Origin of the sequence: Staphylococcus pseudoxylosus (genome assembly GCF_003697915.1) — a bacterium.
GTDB classification, from domain to species: domain Bacteria; phylum Bacillota; class Bacilli; order Staphylococcales; family Staphylococcaceae; genus Staphylococcus; species Staphylococcus pseudoxylosus.
Genome location: NZ_RCVN01000006.1, coordinates 1 through 17275 on the forward strand (window position 1 = coordinate 1; position 17275 = coordinate 17275).

At 34.2% G+C, this 17275-nt stretch carries 17 protein-coding genes and 1 tRNA gene; 5 read left to right on the forward strand and 13 right to left on the reverse strand.

Annotated elements, in window-relative coordinates; all coding sequences use genetic code 11:
* Window positions 1-264 precede the first annotated feature (264 nt).
* The 6 genes from eno to D9V42_RS06350 all read right to left on the reverse strand — a co-directional run bounded on the left by eno (window position 265) and on the right by D9V42_RS06350 (window position 7521).
* The gene (gene eno / locus D9V42_RS06325; protein ID WP_122063964.1) at window positions 265-1569 is read right to left on the reverse strand and encodes a surface-displayed alpha-enolase; all 1305 of its coding nucleotides are present in this window, start codon (window positions 1567-1569) and stop codon (window positions 265-267) included.
* Between the two features lie 193 nt (window positions 1570-1762).
* A complete protein-coding gene (gene gpmI / locus D9V42_RS06330) occupies window positions 1763-3280 on the reverse strand; it encodes a 2,3-bisphosphoglycerate-independent phosphoglycerate mutase (protein ID WP_107555811.1) in 1518 nt (505 codons plus the stop codon).
* 1 nt (window position 3281) lies between these two features.
* Window positions 3282-4043 carry a triose-phosphate isomerase gene (tpiA, locus tag D9V42_RS06335; RefSeq protein ID WP_122063968.1) on the reverse strand — a complete coding sequence of 254 codons (762 nt, stop codon included), beginning with the start codon at window positions 4041-4043 and terminating at the stop codon, window positions 3282-3284.
* Between the two features lie 79 nt (window positions 4044-4122).
* The gene (locus D9V42_RS06340) at window positions 4123-5313 is read right to left on the reverse strand and encodes a phosphoglycerate kinase (RefSeq protein ID WP_122063971.1); all 1191 of its coding nucleotides are present in this window, start codon (window positions 5311-5313) and stop codon (window positions 4123-4125) included.
* A gap of 130 nt (window positions 5314-5443) precedes the next feature.
* Entirely contained in the window at window positions 5444-6451 is a 1008-nt protein-coding gene (gene gap / locus D9V42_RS06345; RefSeq protein WP_042363075.1) for a type I glyceraldehyde-3-phosphate dehydrogenase, read from the reverse strand.
* 41 nt (window positions 6452-6492) lie between these two features.
* Complete coding sequence (locus tag D9V42_RS06350) at window positions 6493-7521, reverse strand: sugar-binding transcriptional regulator (RefSeq protein WP_122063974.1); 1029 nt, start codon at window positions 7519-7521, stop codon at window positions 6493-6495.
* 369 nt (window positions 7522-7890) lie between these two features.
* Between D9V42_RS06350 and D9V42_RS06355 the strand changes: the two genes are divergently transcribed.
* Both D9V42_RS06355 and isaB read left to right on the forward strand, forming a co-directional pair.
* Window positions 7891-8121, forward strand: coding sequence for a hypothetical protein (locus D9V42_RS06355; protein WP_107555807.1), 231 nt, complete (start codon window positions 7891-7893; stop codon window positions 8119-8121).
* A gap of 384 nt (window positions 8122-8505) precedes the next feature.
* The gene (gene isaB, locus D9V42_RS06360) at window positions 8506-9021 is read left to right on the forward strand and encodes an immunodominant staphylococcal antigen IsaB family protein (RefSeq protein WP_122063977.1); all 516 of its coding nucleotides are present in this window, start codon (window positions 8506-8508) and stop codon (window positions 9019-9021) included.
* A gap of 118 nt (window positions 9022-9139) precedes the next feature.
* Here isaB and D9V42_RS06365 read toward each other — a convergent pair whose 3' ends face one another.
* Window positions 9140-9817, reverse strand: coding sequence for a DUF4887 domain-containing protein (locus tag D9V42_RS06365; protein WP_107555805.1), 678 nt, complete (start codon window positions 9815-9817; stop codon window positions 9140-9142).
* A gap of 984 nt (window positions 9818-10801) precedes the next feature.
* Here D9V42_RS06365 and D9V42_RS06375 point away from each other — a divergent pair.
* Both D9V42_RS06375 and D9V42_RS06380 read left to right on the forward strand, forming a co-directional pair.
* Window positions 10802-11698: a TIGR01777 family oxidoreductase gene (locus D9V42_RS06375; RefSeq protein ID WP_122063983.1), complete on the forward strand. Its 897-nt coding sequence runs from the start codon at window positions 10802-10804 to the stop codon at window positions 11696-11698.
* Between the two features lie 23 nt (window positions 11699-11721).
* A complete protein-coding gene (locus D9V42_RS06380; protein ID WP_107556212.1) occupies window positions 11722-11931 on the forward strand; it encodes a hypothetical protein in 210 nt (69 codons plus the stop codon).
* Between the two features lie 231 nt (window positions 11932-12162).
* Here D9V42_RS06380 and clpP read toward each other — a convergent pair whose 3' ends face one another.
* Window positions 12163-12747: an ATP-dependent Clp endopeptidase proteolytic subunit ClpP gene (gene clpP / locus D9V42_RS06385; RefSeq protein ID WP_017722486.1), complete on the reverse strand. Its 585-nt coding sequence runs from the start codon at window positions 12745-12747 to the stop codon at window positions 12163-12165.
* A gap of 154 nt (window positions 12748-12901) precedes the next feature.
* Between clpP and D9V42_RS06390 the strand changes: the two genes are divergently transcribed.
* A tRNA-Arg gene (locus D9V42_RS06390) sits at window positions 12902-12973 on the forward strand.
* A 75-nt stretch (window positions 12974-13048) separates the two neighbouring features.
* On the opposite strand, the gene D9V42_RS06395 is transcribed toward D9V42_RS06390, so the two are convergent.
* The 5 genes from D9V42_RS06395 to rapZ all read right to left on the reverse strand — a co-directional run bounded on the left by D9V42_RS06395 (window position 13049) and on the right by rapZ (window position 17177).
* Window positions 13049-13195: an SDR family oxidoreductase gene (locus D9V42_RS06395; RefSeq protein ID WP_122063986.1), complete on the reverse strand. Its 147-nt coding sequence runs from the start codon at window positions 13193-13195 to the stop codon at window positions 13049-13051.
* Between the two features lie 17 nt (window positions 13196-13212).
* Complete coding sequence (locus D9V42_RS06400) at window positions 13213-14058, reverse strand: YitT family protein (RefSeq protein WP_122063989.1); 846 nt, start codon at window positions 14056-14058, stop codon at window positions 13213-13215.
* A gap of 222 nt (window positions 14059-14280) precedes the next feature.
* Window positions 14281-15225: a DNA-binding protein WhiA gene (whiA, locus tag D9V42_RS06405; protein WP_107531690.1), complete on the reverse strand. Its 945-nt coding sequence runs from the start codon at window positions 15223-15225 to the stop codon at window positions 14281-14283.
* Window positions 15226-15259: 34 nt separating this feature from the next.
* Complete coding sequence (locus D9V42_RS06410; RefSeq protein ID WP_107556215.1) at window positions 15260-16264, reverse strand: gluconeogenesis factor YvcK family protein; 1005 nt, start codon at window positions 16262-16264, stop codon at window positions 15260-15262.
* Window positions 16251-17177, reverse strand: a complete 927-nt coding sequence (gene rapZ, locus D9V42_RS06415; protein ID WP_107531692.1) for an RNase adapter RapZ — start codon at window positions 17175-17177, stop codon at window positions 16251-16253. Before rapZ ends, D9V42_RS06410 begins: the two co-directional genes overlap by 14 nt.
* Window positions 17178-17275: the final 98 nt, after the last annotated feature.

The following is a 17275-nucleotide window of genomic DNA, read 5'->3' on the forward strand; positions in this document are numbered from 1 at the left end:
AATAGCTTTGCTATTGCATAAGTCCTACTAAGCTCAATTTTCAATTGAGCAAGTATTTTTCCTGTTTACAATAGCTTTGCTATTGCATAAGCCCCACTAACTCAATTTTCAATTGAGCAAGTACTTTTGCTGTTTACAATAGCTTTGCTATTGCATAAGTCCTACTAAGCTCAATTTTCAATTGAGCAAGTAGGACTTTAAAAAAACACGCAAGTCATAATGACTTGCGTGTTAGCGCGTGAACTCTTTAATTTTAAAGCTATATTATTTAGATAAGTTATAGAAAGATTTAAGTCCGTCAAACTTGCCTGTTTCGTATAATTCATCTTCAATACGTAATAATTGGTTGTATTTAGCAATACGGTCAGTTCTTGATAATGAACCAGTTTTGATTTGGCCAGCATTTGTTGCTACAGCGATGTCAGAAATTGTAGTATCTTCTGTTTCACCTGAACGGTGAGAAACAACTGCAGTGTAACCAGCTTTTTGAGCCATTTCAATAGCGTCAAATGTTTCTGTTAATGTACCAATTTGGTTAACTTTGATTAAGATTGAGTTACCGATACCTTTTTCGATACCTTCAGATAATTTAACTGTGTTTGTAACGAATAAATCGTCACCAACTAATTGTACTTTGTCACCGATACGATCTGTTAATACTTTCCAGCCGTCCCAGTCATTTTCATCCATACCATCTTCAATAGTGATGATTGGATATTTGTTAACTAATTCTTCTAAGTAGTCAACTTGTTCTTCAGCAGTACGTTTCGCACCATTTTCACCTTCGAATTTAGCATAGTTATAAACGCCGTCTTCAAAGAATTCTGAAGAAGCACAGTCGAAGCCTAAGAATACATCTTTACCTGGCTCTAAACCAACTGCTTTAATTGCTTCTAAGATTGTTTCAACAGCATCTTCAGTACCTTCAAACTTAGGAGCAAAGCCACCTTCGTCACCTACTGCTGTTTCTAAACCACGGTTTTTAAGGATTGATTTTAAGTTGTGGAAGATTTCAGCTCCCCAACGTAATGATTCTTTAAATGATTCTGCGCCTACAGGCAATACCATAAATTCTTGGAATGCGATAGGAGCATCTGAGTGAGAACCACCATTAACGATGTTCATCATTGGTACAGGTAATTGTTTACCGTTAAATCCACCTAAATATTTGTAAAGTGGTTGTCCAAGTAAATCAGCTGCTGCACGTGCTACTGCAATAGAAACACCAAGAATAGCGTTAGCTCCTAATTTACCTTTGTTTTCAGTACCGTCTAATTGAATCATCATTTTATCGATTGATACTTGCTCTAATACTGAAAATTCACCTTCGATAAGTTCTGGTGCGATAATTTCGTTAACATTGTCAACTGCTTTAGTAACGCCTTTACCTAAGTAACGTGATTTATCACCGTCACGTAATTCTACTGCTTCATGTTCACCAGTAGACGCACCTGATGGAACTAATGCACGACCAAAAGCGCCGCTCTCTGTTAATACTTCTACTTCAACTGTTGGGTTACCACGTGAGTCTAGGACTTCGCGAGCGTAAACATCTGTAATAATTGGCATGTTTATAATCTCCTTTATAAATAAGTAGTTTAGAAATATTAAATTTCATCTTCATTATAGCTTTAAATACTATAAATACAAAGTAATTTAATTCTCTTGTGTTGTTTATAGATGCTACAAATTGTCAGAATAAGAAACGCTTCTATACTAAATTTATAGCATCCATTTTCACTCTAAATTTTAATTCATTCAATTAGTGATTGATTAATGATTCACCAGTCATATCTTCTGGTTGATTTACATTTAATAAATCTAATAATGTTGGTGCTAAATCACCAAGACGACCTGTTTCACGTAATGTCACACCATCTTTTGTAACAATGACTGGAACTGGATTAGTTGTATGTGTAGTCATAGGTTGATCATCGTCAGTTAATACCATATCTGAATTACCGTGGTCAGCCGTTATAATTGCATGGCCACCCATTTCAGTTATTTTATCAACAACTTCACCTAAACATTCGTCTACGGCTTCAATTGCTTTAATCGTCGGTTCTAACATACCACTATGTCCAACCATATCAGGGTTCGCAAAGTTTAATAAGATTAAATCTAGGTCCCCTTTATTTAACTCTTCGATTAAAGCATCTTTGACTTCATATGCACTCATTTCTGGTTTAAGGTCATAAGTTGCGACTTTAGGTGAATCAATTAAACGACGACGTTCACCTTCGAATTCATCATTGCGACCGCCACTCATGAAATAAGTTACATGTGGGAATTTTTCTGTTTCAGCAATACGTAATTGTTTCAAACCATTATCTTGTGCAACTTCACCGATTGTATTAGTTAAATCGACTTTTTCAAAAACAATTTCAGCATCTACGTTGTCATTGTATTTTGTAAATGTTGCATAGAATAAATCTTTGACTTGTTCCACTTTAAACCCGTCAAATGCTTTATCTGTAAACACTTCAGAAAGTTGTCCTGCTCTATCTGGACGGAAGTTATAGAAGATTACTGCATCGCCATCATTAACACCTTCATTTTGGTCTTCAATGATAAATGGTTCTACAAATTCATCTGTTAAATCTTTAGCATAGTTAGCTTCAACGCCAGCTTTTGCTGATTCAAACGTCTCTCCACCAAAATTACGGATAGCATTATATGCTCTTTCTTCTCTATCCCAACGTTTATCACGATCCATTGCGTAATAACGTCCAGATACAGAAGCAAATTGGCCAATGCCAAGTTCATTAAATTTAGCTTCAGTTTCTTCTATATATTTTAATGCTGATTTTTGATCAACGTCACGTCCATCTAAAAATGCGTGAACATAAACTTTTTCAATGCCTTGTTTTTTAGCTAATTCTAATAAAGCAAAAAGGTGCTGATAATGACTGTGTACGCCTCCGTCTGATAATAGACCAAAGACATGTAGTACTGAATCATTACCTTTAACATGTTGTATAGCACTGTTTAATACATTATTTTCAAAGAAATCTCCATCTTCAATTGATTTATTGATACGAGTTAAACTTTGATAAACAATACGTCCAGCACCAATATTCATATGCCCAACTTCTGAATTACCCATTTGGCCGTCTGGTAGTCCAACATCTAAACCACTTGCTTCGATTTGTGTTGTGGGATACTTACTATAATAACGGTCAAAATTAGGTTTATTAGCTAGTTTTACAGCATTACCATGCTCGCTCTCTCTGTTTGCAAAACCATCTAAAATAATTAATGCAGTTGGTTGTTTCGTCATATTATTTTGCACCTTCTAACAATTGTACAAAATCATCCACTTTAAGTGATGCGCCACCTACTAAAGCACCATCGATGTCTGATTCTGCCATGTATTCTTCAATGTTGTTAGGTTTAACACTACCACCATATTGAATACGTGTTGCTTCTGCTACAGTTTGGCTAGATAATTCTGAAACTGTTTGTCTCACAAATGCACACATTTCGTTTGCATCTTTAGCTGTAGATGATTTACCAGTACCGATAGCCCATATTGGTTCATATGCGATAACAACTTGTTGTAGTTGTTCTTCAGATAAACCTTCTACTGCTTTCTTAACTTGGCTTCCAACAACTTCATTTGCTTTACCGCTTTCGCGTTCTTCGTCAGTTTCACCAACACAGATGATTGGAGTCATACCATGGTTAAAGATTGCATGTGCTTTCTTGTTAATTTCTTCATCTGTTTCATGGAAGATTTCACGACGTTCTGAGTGACCGATAACGACGTATTTAACACCTAAGTCAGCTAATGCTACTGGAGAAGTTTCGCCAGTGAAAGCACCATTGTCTTCGAAATATGCATTTTGTGCGCCAATTTGTAAGCCTTGTGCTTTACCTTCATTAACTAACGTTACTAATGCGTCTAGTTGAATTGTTGGTGCACAAATAACAGATTCTACTTCTTTAGTATCTGGTAATGCTGGTAATTTATTTACAAAATCTTTTGCTTCTTGAACAGTTTTGTTCATTTTCCAGTTACCTGCGATAATTGGTTTTCTCATTATATTACACTCCTATTAGTAAATTATGATTAAATAGTGTCTATTTTATAATCATGGGTTGCTGATTCTAGTCGTGCGATTATTTGTTAGCAATTGCAACTACGCCAGGTAGTTCTTTGCCTTCAAGATATTCTAATGATGCGCCGCCACCAGTTGAGATATGGCTAAAGTCATCAGCATAACCTAATGAAATAGCTGCAGCAGCTGAATCGCCACCACCAATAATAGTATTAGCATCTTTCAATTCAGCGATTGCTTCACAAACGCCAATCGTACCTTTAGCAAAATTACTTAATTCAAATACACCCATTGGTCCATTCCATACTACTGTATGTGCACCTTGTAAATGCTCTTTGAATAATTCAACTGTTTTTGGTCCAACATCCATCGCTTCTTGATCAGCCGGAATATTGTCTACAGTTACTTCTGTAATCTCTGCATCATTTGAAAATTCTTTAGCGACTTTACAATCAACCGGTAATACGATTTGATCGCCAGCACGGTCTAATAATTCTTTAGCAAAGTCAACTTTATCTTTTTCTAATAAAGATAAGCCGATTTCTTTTCCTTGTGCTTTAAAGAATGTGTATGACATACCGCCACCGATAAGTACTTTGTCTGCAATTTTCAATAAGTTTGTAATAACGCCAATTTTGTCAGAAACTTTTGCGCCACCAAGAATTGCAACTACAGGCTTATCAGGGTTTTCAACTACGCCACCAATATATTTGATTTCTTTTTCCATTAAGAATCCTGCTACTGTTTCTAAGTTAGCTGCAATACCTACATTCGATGCATGTTCACGGTGTGCTGTACCAAAAGCATCATTTACGAATACATCACCAAGTGAAGCCCAGTATTTACCTAATTCAGGATCGTTTTTAGATTCTTTTTTACCATCTACATCTTCAAAACGAGTATTTTCGACTAATAATACGTCACCTTCATTAAGGCCTTTAACAGATTGTTCTAATGTTTCACCACGTGTTTCAGGTACAAAAGTAACTGTTTTACCTAATTTTTCCGTTAACGCATCAGCTACTGGTTTTAAAGTTAATTCTGCTTTGTCGCTTTCTTCTTTCACTTTACCTAAATGAGAGAATAATACAATTTTGCCACCTTGTTCAATAATATATTGAATTGTTGGTAACGCTTGGACGATACGATTATCATCAGTAATTTCTCCATCTTTCATTGGTACGTTAAAATCAGCACGAACAAGTACAGTTTTACCTTTTAATTCTAAGTCAGTTACAATTTTTTTAGCCATGTAAGCTTCCTCCTCTGAATGGAACAATAAATTAAAATAAGCGGAGAAGCGTTGTGCTCCCCGCTTACTCCTAAGCATATTGTTTAAATTTAACAGCACAATGCGCTTGCTAAATCAATTTTAGATCGAATTATTTAGCTTGAGTTGCTAAGTGTTCTAATGTACGAACTAATTGTGAAGTGTAAGACATTTCGTTATCGTACCAAGCTGCTACTTTAACTAATTGGCGATCGCCAACTGTCATAACACGTGTTTGTGTTGCATCGAATAATGAACCGTAAGTCATACCAACTACATCAGAAGAAACGATTTCGTCTTCAGTGTAACCGAATGATTCATTTGAAGCATTCTTCATTGCAGCGTTAACGTCTTCAACACTTACATTTTTCTCTAATACAACTGTTAATTCTGTTAATGAACCAGTAGCTACAGGAACACGTTGCGCTCCACCGTCTAATTTACCATCAATTTCAGGAATAACTAGGCCAATTGCTTTAGCAGCACCAGTTGAGTTAGGAATAATGTTTTCAGCAGCTGCACGAGCACGACGTTTGTCGCCTTTAGCGTGTGGCGCATCTTGTGTATTTTGGTCACCAGTGTATGCATGGATTGTAGTCATGAAACCTTCTACTAAACCAAAATCATCGTTTAATACTTTAGCAACTGGAGCTAATGAGTTAGTTGTACATGAAGCACCTGAAACAACTGTTTCTTTACCGTCTAACTCTTGGTGGTTTGTGTTATAAACGATTGTTTTTAAATCACCAGTAGCTGGAGCTGAAATTAATACTTTTTTAGCACCTGCATTAATGTGAGCTTCTGCTTTTTCTTTATCAGCGAAGAAACCAGTACATTCTAATACAACATCGATGTCTAAATCTTTCCAAGGTAATTTACTTGGGTCTGGCTCAGAGAATGATTTAACTTCTTGTCCGTTTACACGGAAACCGTCATTTTCTACTTCAACTTCTCCTGTGAAGCGTCCTTGCATAGTATCATATTTTAATAAATGTGCTAACATTTCGTCATCTGTTAAGTCATTTACTGCTACTACGTCAATTCCATCAACGTTTTGAATTCTTCTGAATGCTAAACGACCAATTCTACCAAAACCATTAATTGCTACTTTTACTGCCATTATAATGGCCTCCTTTAATAAATGATATTTAAAAAGTGTTATCACTTTTTATTACTGTTGTTTGCGATTGCTTTTGCTGCACCTTCATCTGTAATTAAAACAGTGTTTTTAGGAGCAATTGAAAGATAAGCTTTAATTGCTTCTCCTTTTGATTTACCCCCTGCTACAGCAAAAATAAACTTTTTCGATTCAAGATCTTCTAACTGAAGTCCTATCGTTTTCACTTTGTGCACGATCTCACCTTGATCATCGAAATAATATCCAAATGCTTCTCCCGAGGCATTGTGATGTTGAAGTTTTTCTATAACTTCATTAGGTGATTGACGTCTTCGCGCCATCTTCAGCGCATCACCAATGCCATGGATCGTAATATTGGATTGCTTGATTTTTTCTAGCGTCTGGATTACGGATGGTTCTAACATAAGTGTATTATATGTCGTTTCACTTACGTTGTCTGGTACATATAATGTTGTGTAATCACCATTTGTCTGCTGTGCCATGCTAGCTGCAATAGTGTTTGCTTGATAAACAACATTTTCACCAAGTCCGCCCCTCGCAGGAACGAAAAACGCATTGTATGGTTGCTGATGCATCGCTTCACTAACATAGGCCATTGTTGAGCCACCTGTTACTGCGACAATTGCATTTTCATAAAGAACATCCTCAACGAGTTGTCCTGCCTGACGGGATAATTCAATCTTCACCGTTTGATCAGCGTCTGAATCTCCCGGTATGACATAGACTTCTTTGATTCCATACTGTTCTTTAATAACTTGGGCAAGATGATGGTCATCAGAATATACATTAAAATAACCATTTAATTGTCTGACGGTTGCCGCACCTGCTTCTGTTATTTCCATACCTGTGGGTTTAACTTTAATTAAATCCTGTTTCTTTAGGGTGTCTGTTTCAGAACGAAGCACACGTTCAGTCAAATCCATATATTCACTTAAACTACGTCTACCTACGGGTTGATGCTTTGAAATAGTAGTGAGAATCGAGAAACGACGATACATTTTTTCAACAATTTCTGGCACAAGCTTTTGTTGAACTTTTATCAAATCCTTCACTACTATCCTCCTCCGTTTCTTTATAAAGGGTCAAGTTCTAACCATAGATTGACTTTTCCCGTCCCTAGTGGGACAAAAAAATATAACCTCTTATATTTGCAATAATACTACTATCGTTTTGAAATTGCAAGCAAAAATAGCTTATATTTCATTAGCTAAATCCACTATTAAAATCATACATTTTTTATCTGCGTACAGTAACAATTTACCCGCTATATAATTTGTTAATCATTATTCCTTAAATAAATGGATAATTGAGTTGGTCATATTTTGTTCAACCCCGACCACTACACCGAGCAACTCTAATTGAATACTATGTATTAAATCTTTAAAATGAATATATATTAAACCAATCGAGGAGAGAAACGCATGTCTAACAATAATAATCCAGAAGTTATTGACCCAGATGATCAACGTTATAAGGATAAGGATTACTTTAATAAAAAAAATCAAGACATTCCTACAAACCATCAACGCCAATCTTTACATTACACAAAACATTTCGGCTGTGGTTGTGGTCCTTTAGGATGTTTTGGCGGTTGTTTTACTTTAATTATTATATTTTCATTAGTGTCTTACTTACTCAGTTTTTTATTTTAAAATTATATTTTCAAAAATGATAATTACAAGTCATATTTCATTGTTCATCTACCATACTATTGATTCCTTATTACAATAGTCTTCTCATAGAATCTACCTTTTATTAATATAATGTTTCTATCTATATTATAACTTCTCAGTTCATTATCATGCTTATATATTCTTTACTGTTGTATAGTGACTTAAGCTATGCGACAGTTTATATTTTATGCTCTCATAATAACTAAACTTCTTTGAATCATCTCCGCTCTTAGGCAAAATTTTACTATTTACTTAAAAACTTCCGTAATATTATTGTAATATTTGTAATCTTATAGTAATATGTTTATAACAATAAGGTTGCAAACAACATAATTACAAAAATATTAAAAGGAGCTTTAAAAAATGAAAAAATTCACAAAAGTTATTTTAGCTGGTGGTATCGCATTAAGCACATTACTAGGCACTACAGCAACACAATTTGCATCACAAAGTAACGTTGCAGAGGCGGCGGTAAAACCATGGTACAATTATACTGGTATGACTGGCCATAACGGTAACTTTATATTAGATTCCAATTTTAAAAATGCTGTAAAACACAATAACGTAAAAATCAATGGCTATCATATTTATGCCGATACTCAAAGTGCTTTAAGTTATCAAAAATATTCAAAAGAAGTTAAAGTACATGACCAAAAAATGATGAAGTTTGCTACTAACAAAGCAATCCAAACTACATTCCCAGTTAAGAAAAACCATATTTCTCAAAAACAACTGACTAAAGTATGGGGCGAAGGTAAAGTTGTTAATACAGGTAAAGGTCAATCTATTTACTATACTTTAAATGGTAACAATATCAAATTTGATATCCAAAGCGGTTATGTGACAGAGGTGACATTAGGAACGGTTATTTCTAACTAATTCTACTGAATCTTAATTTGTGAAATGCTTTTTATATAAATAAAGCCGGGCTGATAAATAATCAGTCCGGCTTTTCAACATTAACAAATGCATTGACGCATCCTTATACAACTGTACTTTAGTCTTCCTCAGATGTTTGTGCGCTTCGATTTGAAGTATTATTTTGTGATGATCTCTCTTGTGTACTGCTTTGTGAACTATTTTGTGCACTTCTTTGGCTTGTTCTTTGCTCAGTTGTAGGCTCTGATGTTTTTTGCTCAGTGGATGGTTCTCTTGTTCTTTCTTCTGTAGAAGGCTCAGGTGTTTTTTCTTCTGTGGTTTTTTCTTCTGTTGTGCGCTCTTCAGTAGTTCTTTCTTCCGTGGTTCTTTCCTCAGTTGTTGCTTCTTTTGTTTTTTCTGGTGTTTTCTTTTCTTCAGTTGTACGTTCAGTAGTAGCAGGTTGTCTAGTTCTTTGTTGTGTCTGTTGTGTTTGTTGCGTTTGAGGAGCTTGCTGCGTCTGCTGTGTTTGTTGTGTCTGTTGCGTTTGTTGTGTCTGTTGAGATTCTTCAGTAGATTTATCTTTCTTTTTCTTCTCTTTTTCTTCTTTTGTTTTCTCTTTTTGTTTCTCTTTTTCTTCTTGTTTCTGATCTGCTAAACGTTCGTTAGCTTTATTGGAATGATCTACAAATGCAAAAATGGCAAATATGAGTCCGCCTACTAATAGTAATACAATTACTCCACTAACTATTTTCGCAAAACCACTCATTTTCTTATTATCTTGGTCATCAAAGTTATTATTTTGATTATGCTTTGGCATATGCTCCCCTCACTTCAATTTATATCATACATTTTTAAAAACCGTGTATGCTTTCAATATCAAATATATATTTTACACTATTTCATATGCTAATTAAACTTATTAACTAATTTTTTAATCTAGTTGTTATCTTAAAGTCATATATATAGTAAAATACATATGTATGATAAAATTTTATGATTTGCTTTAATATTAATCTAATTTTATCTACACTTTCAATACTTTTGTGAAAGTAATTTAAAAAAGATTACCTTATATCTATTATCATAACAGGATGTGTTCTAAATTGAAAAAACATGAACTATTTGATGACTTAGATCAACACTCAAGGAATAGCAATCACGGTCTTAGACAAATTATGCTTGAAAACGAAAATCATAATACCGAAGTACATTCGAAATCACGAGTTGCATTCATAATCTTTATTACTTTAATATTAATTAGTCTTTTGGGCTTTATTTTATTATTTCTGTAGCTACAAGTGTAAACTGCTAACTTACTCCCTTTTTTAAGTGGGATAACAAGTAAAAAGATAGTTACATGCTGCAAATTGCGTTAACATAAATTTATAGCCAGGGACAATCAACAGAAGCTTCTGCTAGGCGCTTTTGTAATCCCATTATAACTCTATACCAACAAGTAATTGGCAATGAAAGATAATTATAGATACCTAATTAACCTCTGGCAATAACGCATTTAAGGCTGAGACACATAGTTATGTCCCAGCCTCACTACTAAAGGGAGTCAAAATTTTACCTTCGTTAGTATATTATGGGGTATACTCGAAATAATTAAGAGATGATTAATTAATATCGAAGGTACTTTTATTATAAATCGAACCTCCTTTATTTTAAATACTTCTTAAGGTAAGTAAATGACATATTCTTGAACAATCTTTGAAAAAATTATGACCTTCAAATGCGATGCGATTGTTTCGCTTAAAACCATTGCAACATTAGGCATTACTATTTATGAGGTGATAAAATGAAAAACTATTTAATTACAGGTGGCACAGGCATGGTTGGTACGCAATTAGTAGAAGCCATTGTCCAAAGTGACTCACATATTACAATTTTAACAAGACAAGACAAAACAACATCACATCCCAAAATCACTTATGTAAATTGGTCAAAACCTGATTGGGAAGCACAAGTACCTGACATAGATATCGTTATCAATCTTGCGGGTGCAAGTTTAAATAAGCGTTGGACTAAAAGTTATAAACAAAAGATTATGGTGAGCCGCTTACAATCAACGCAAGCCTTATTTGAATTGTTTGAAGGGCGTGAACAGAAACCCTCAGTATTCTTCAACGCAAGTGCTGTCGGTTATTACAAACCCGATTTATATCGCACATATACTGAATTATACAAAACATTACCCTTTGATTTCTTATCAGAAGTAGTCTATCAATGGGAACGTCTTGCTCGTCAATTCGAATCATTAGGTACACGTGTAGTTATAGGTAGATTTGGTATGGTACTATCTAATGAAGGTGGTGCCTTACCCATGATGAAACTACCCTATGAATTCTATGTTGGTGGTAAAATTGGTTCAGGAAGACAGTGGTATTCTTGGATACACATTGACGATTTAACTAGAGCAATTCTTCATACTATCAACACTGAAGAAGCACAAGGCGTATTTAATTTTACTGCGCCAATCGTTGAACACCAAAATTTATTTGGCTACACGCTTGCGCGCGCATCACATCGCCCTCATTATACATGGGTCCCATCTTTAGCATTACGAATTATCTTAGGTCAGATGTCTACAGTTATACTTGATACTCAAAAGGTTATTCCTAACAAATTACAGGCAATTGACTTTAAATTTAAATATCCAGATTTAAAAATCGCTTTAGAAGATTTAGTACATTAATGGATTAGGACTGAATTTAAAAAATGAAACATGATCGTTTAACACATGTATTACTTTTAATCTCTGGTTTACTGCTGTTATTAAACGGTGGATTTGCATTTGAGAAATCCACTCCGATGCTTGTCGTTTCATCCTTTTTAATCGTTTTTGGAATCTTTGTTACTGCGTTTGCACTAAAACTTTTCTTTAACGGCAAAAATAGTTCCAAAAGTAATACATTTCAAGATTCTTAATATACTTTTCAATAAAAACCAGTCAAGTGCTGTCCGTGCATTTGGTTGGTTTTTCATTTACGATATTTTTTGTTTTAATTTGATTCATATCAATATTTCAGTGATTGAATTCATAACTTATTATTAAAAGGCACATAAAAAAGCCCGGAACATCTACTTATGTCCCGAGACCGATAAAACAAGCTACACAATTCTATATGCCTCTTGTCAATAACCTTACAATTGGTAATCCTATGATTCAGGAACCATTACTTGGTCAACTAAACCATATTCTTTTGCTTCTTCAGCAGATAAGAAATTATCTCTATCTGTATCTTTTTCAATTTTTTCAATTGATTGACCTGTACGTTCTGCTAAAATTTGATTTAATTTAGCACGTGTTTTAAGAATGTGGTTAGCAGCAATTTCAATTTCTGTAGCTTGACCTTGTGCGCCACCTAATGGTTGGTGAATCATTACTTCTGCGTTTGGAAGTGCAAAACGTTTGCCTTTTGCCCCAGCTGCAAGTAAGAATGAACCCATAGACGCAGCCATACCAATACAAATCGTTTGTACATCTGGTTTGATGTGTTGGATTGTATCATAAATTGCGAAACCAGCAGTTACACTACCACCTGGTGAGTTAATGTAAAGATAGATATCTTTTTCAGCATCTTGTGCTTGTAAGAATAATAATTGAGAAACAATAGAGTTTGCTACATTATCATCGATTTGTGAACCTAACATAATAATACGATCTTTTAATAAACGTGAGTAAATGTCATAGGCACGTTCCCCACGGTTTGTTGTTTCAATTACTGTAGGTATTAAATTCATTAATATTGCCTCCTTATTTCTAATTGATAAACTTATTTTAACTCAAAAGTCAAACATGGTCAAAAAATAACGCTCAATTTTTTTATGAAAGTTAAATTATTCTTATTGACCGAAGGCATTTAGATTTGTACACTTAGATTAATGTGTTTTTTATCCCCTCGTAGTGTAATGGATAACACGTAAGATTCCGGTTCTTAAGATAGGGGTTCGATTCCCTTCGAGGGGACTTATAATTATATACATACAAAAAAGGATGCCATAATTGGCGTCCCTTTTTTGTATACCATTCTGACTTTAATACTTATTGAATTGTAAAGCCACCGTCTACTGAAATGGCTTGGCCAATCATATCACTTGCCCATGGGGAGCATAACCATAGAACGACAGATGCCACTTCTTCTGGTTTAGCTAATCTGCCAATTGGCAATTGTTCAATCAATGCAACCATAGCTTCAGTTTCATTGATTAACTCATATTAATAAAAGTACTTCCTAAAACATCTCGTACGTCGTGGATGACTAAAAAGGCATTTTCATCTTCTTCATTTACAAGTTTTTTTACTCTTGTCACTTGTGACTGTGGCACGACGACATAAAGCATATGTGTTTCATTTTTCCCATAACCGCCTTTACCAGTAAGTATTGTTGAGCCTCTACCTGTAAAAGCATTGATCTTATCACTAATTACTTCACTTTTATTTGAAATTATAGTAACTGCCTTTTTAGGGTTAAATCCTTCAATTATAAATGCTGTTGCTCGTTCAGTAACAAATAGCATAATGATTGTAAATAAGACATTTTCTAACGGTAATACCATTAAAAAAGAAAGTACCACCAATGCATCAAGGATAAAAATACCTTGTGATGTTTTAATCTCTGAATACTTATTTACTATTTTAGCAATTACAGATGTCCCACCAAGTGTACTACCTGTTGATATAACCAAACCAGCACCAATACCGATAATCGCGCCACCAAAAACCGAATTAATAACAAAATTATCGATGCCGAGATTAATATTTTCAGTTAAATGTAAAAAGAAAGACAACGCAGTATTTGAGATAACCGTATAAACAGCAACCGTTTTACTTAAAAATTTCCAACCAATCAACACAACAATCGTATTTATAATTAGAGAGGTCCATGCAGGGGATAAACCAAAGGCATACAGTAAAGAAAGTGATATGCCAACAGTCCCACCATCTCCAAGGTTAGAACCAAGTAAAAAGCAATTCACCCCTATTGCGTTAATTAATGTACCGATGAAACAAAATAAAATATTTCTATAATGCTTATTAATAAAATTTAACATGTATGCCCTCCTTATTGTCTAAACTATTTAATTAAACTACGACATGATTCGACTTTAGACTCAATTTTTTAATGATATAAAAAAGACACCTATACAAGGTGTCAGTAATTGAAATGATTACTTTTATAATATATTAGCATAATTATTTAAAAAATGACCAAATATGATTTATTTATATAGAAAAAATTCAAATCTAGTAAATTACGCGATTGCAGTGCTAATTTACAACTCTATTGATTCTCCACTTCGTATCTTGTCAGCCATTTCATTTAATTTACGCAGACGATGGTTTACACCAGATTTAGATATTTTTCCAGTAGACATCATTTCACCTAATTCTTTTAATGAAACTTCCTGATGTTCTATTCTTAATTTTGCGATTTCACGTAATCTATCAGGTAAATTGTCTAATCCTATTTCTTTATCAATGAGATGAATACTTTCAACGTGCTTCATTGCAGCACTTACTGTTTTATTTAAATTTGCCGTTTCACAATTAACAAGCCTATTTACAGAATTCCTCATATCACGTACGATGCGCACATCTTCGAATTTCAACAATGCCTGGAAACCACCAATTAAACTAAGAAAGTCTGATATTTTTTCCGCTTCTTTTAGATATGCGATACTTCCTTTTTTACGTTCAAGGTGCTTGGCGTTTAATTCATATTCATTCATCAATTGTGTGATACCTTCAGAATGATCTTCATACAATGAGAAGATTTCTAGATGGTAAGAAGATGTTTCTGGATTATTAACTGAACCGCCAGCAAGAAAAGCCCCTCTCAAATAACTTCTTTTCATTTCATCTTCATAAATCATACCTTGGTCAATTTCATGCGTGAAAACGCCATTTTTTAATATACCTAATTCATCTAAAATTTCTCTTGCTCGTGCTTTAATGCGACAAATATATATATTATTTTTTTTAAGCTTCATTTTTTTTCTTACTAGTAACTCCACTTCAACATTAAATACTTTTTTGATTAGTGAATAGATACGTCTAGCTGTCGTAGCATTTTCAGTTTGTACATTGATAACAAATTGTTGATTGGATAGACTGAGTGCACCATTCATTCGAATAAGGGCACTGAGCTCTGCTTTTGCATTCTCTTCATCTACTTCTATTCTTGTTAGTTCATTCTTCATATCGGATGCAAAGCTCATTACAATCAGTCCCTTCTTATCTTTATAGTCTCACCTAATACTTTTCATCATTTTCTTTGTCACGAGTAAATTCTATTGTTTCTGTTTCCTGCATAGCAATTTCATAGATCATCTTAGAAAGAACTTCAGTATTATGTCGCACATAATTTTCAGTGGAAACTTCAACCATGTTTGGATGTGTAAACACTTTAATACCTTGAGCTTCCATTTCAGCTATATCACATTGCACAGGCTCAGCGTTATCTTTTCTATAACGTTCGACTACATCACCATGAAACGGTTGCGTACTACAAATGGCATAGTTAATACAATGACTTCCTATGTGGTCATGTATCGCTTTAACGTGGTCGAGTGTTGTATAATGATTCGTTTCTCCAGGTTGGGTCATAACGTTCGATACATATAGTTTAGGTACATCAACTTTAAGTAATGATTCAGAGATACCTTTAACGCAAAGATTAGATATAACACTCGTATATAAAGAGCCTGGCCCCAATACAATTAAATCCGCTTCTTCAATAGCTTCTACAGCTTCTTCCATTGGTTTTACATCTTCTGGTTCTAAAAATACGCGTTCTATCTTTTTATTCTTTTTAGGTATTTTAGATTCGCCATAGACAATTTCTCCGTCTTCCATCACTGCATTTAATCTTACACTCGTATTAGTTGAAGGGATGACACTACCTCTAATATTTAATATTTTACTCAATTCTTTAACTGCATGTCCAAAGTCATTATTAATGTTTGTCAGTGCAGCAATCAATAAATTACCTAAAGAATGCCCTTCAACCTGATTTTCTTTAAATCGATATTGGAATAATTGTTCTAATGTTGATTCAGTTTCACTTAATGCTGAAATTACATTTCGTATATCGCCTGGAGCAGGTATATCCATTTCACTTCTTATCTTTCCAGTACTACCCCCATCATCAGCAACTGTAACAATTGTCGTAATATCTATAGGATAATCTTTTAAACCACGTGCTAAAACGGATAAACCTGTACCTCCACCTATAAGTACAAGTTTAATTCTTCTCATCTTTATGTTTCACGCCACTTTCGACATGTGCGTCTCTATGATGCACATAAACATTATAGTCAAAACTCTCTTTGAGTTCTGCTCCGATTCGTTTGGCTAATGCGACAGAACGATGTTGCCCACCAGTACATCCAATGGCAATAACAAGCTGAGATTTACCTTCTTTTTTGTAACCTGGTATCATAAATTTTAATAAATCCATTAATTTTTCATAAAAAGTTTCAGTTTCTTTCCATTTCATGACATATTTATAGACCGGCTCATCTTCACCAGTTAATGGTCTCAAATCGTCAACATAGTGTGGATTGGGTAAAAACCTTACATCAAACACTAAGTCGGCGTCCATTTGTATACCATGTTTAAAACCAAAACTTGTTACATTGATATTAAAAGTTTGATAATTACTTTGATTAAAATAGTCACCAATACGCTTGCGCAATTCTTTTGGCTTCATTTGTGAAGTATCGATCGTATAATTTGCCAAGCTCTTAATCTCAGTCAATAATTCGCGTTCTTCTTCAATAGATTCAATTAATGAGCGCTGTCCTCTTTCATTCAAAGGATGTGCACGACGTGTTTCTTTATACCTAGAAATCAGTCTTTCATTAGATGCTTCTAAAAACATCATATCAACGATAACATCTGAATCACCTTTGATTAAATCAATTTCTTTAACAAGCGATTTAAATAATTCTTTACCTCTTAAATCTATTGCGATTGCTACTTTTTGTAGGGAAGGATTACCTTGTCGCATAAGTTCGACGAATTTCGGTAAAAGAATTGGTGGTAAATTATCTACGCAAAAATATCCAATGTCCTCTAAGCTCTGTATAACCACAGACTTTCCGGCACCTGACAAACCTGTAACAACTAATAATTCACTTTTCACTATATCTTGTTCTTCCGGTTGCATCTTTTCACACCATCCGTTGTTTATTTATCAAAATTATTGTTAAATCGTTATATTGAGCGACTATTATGTTCGTTCTTTAAAGTGACGCGTTCATAGCT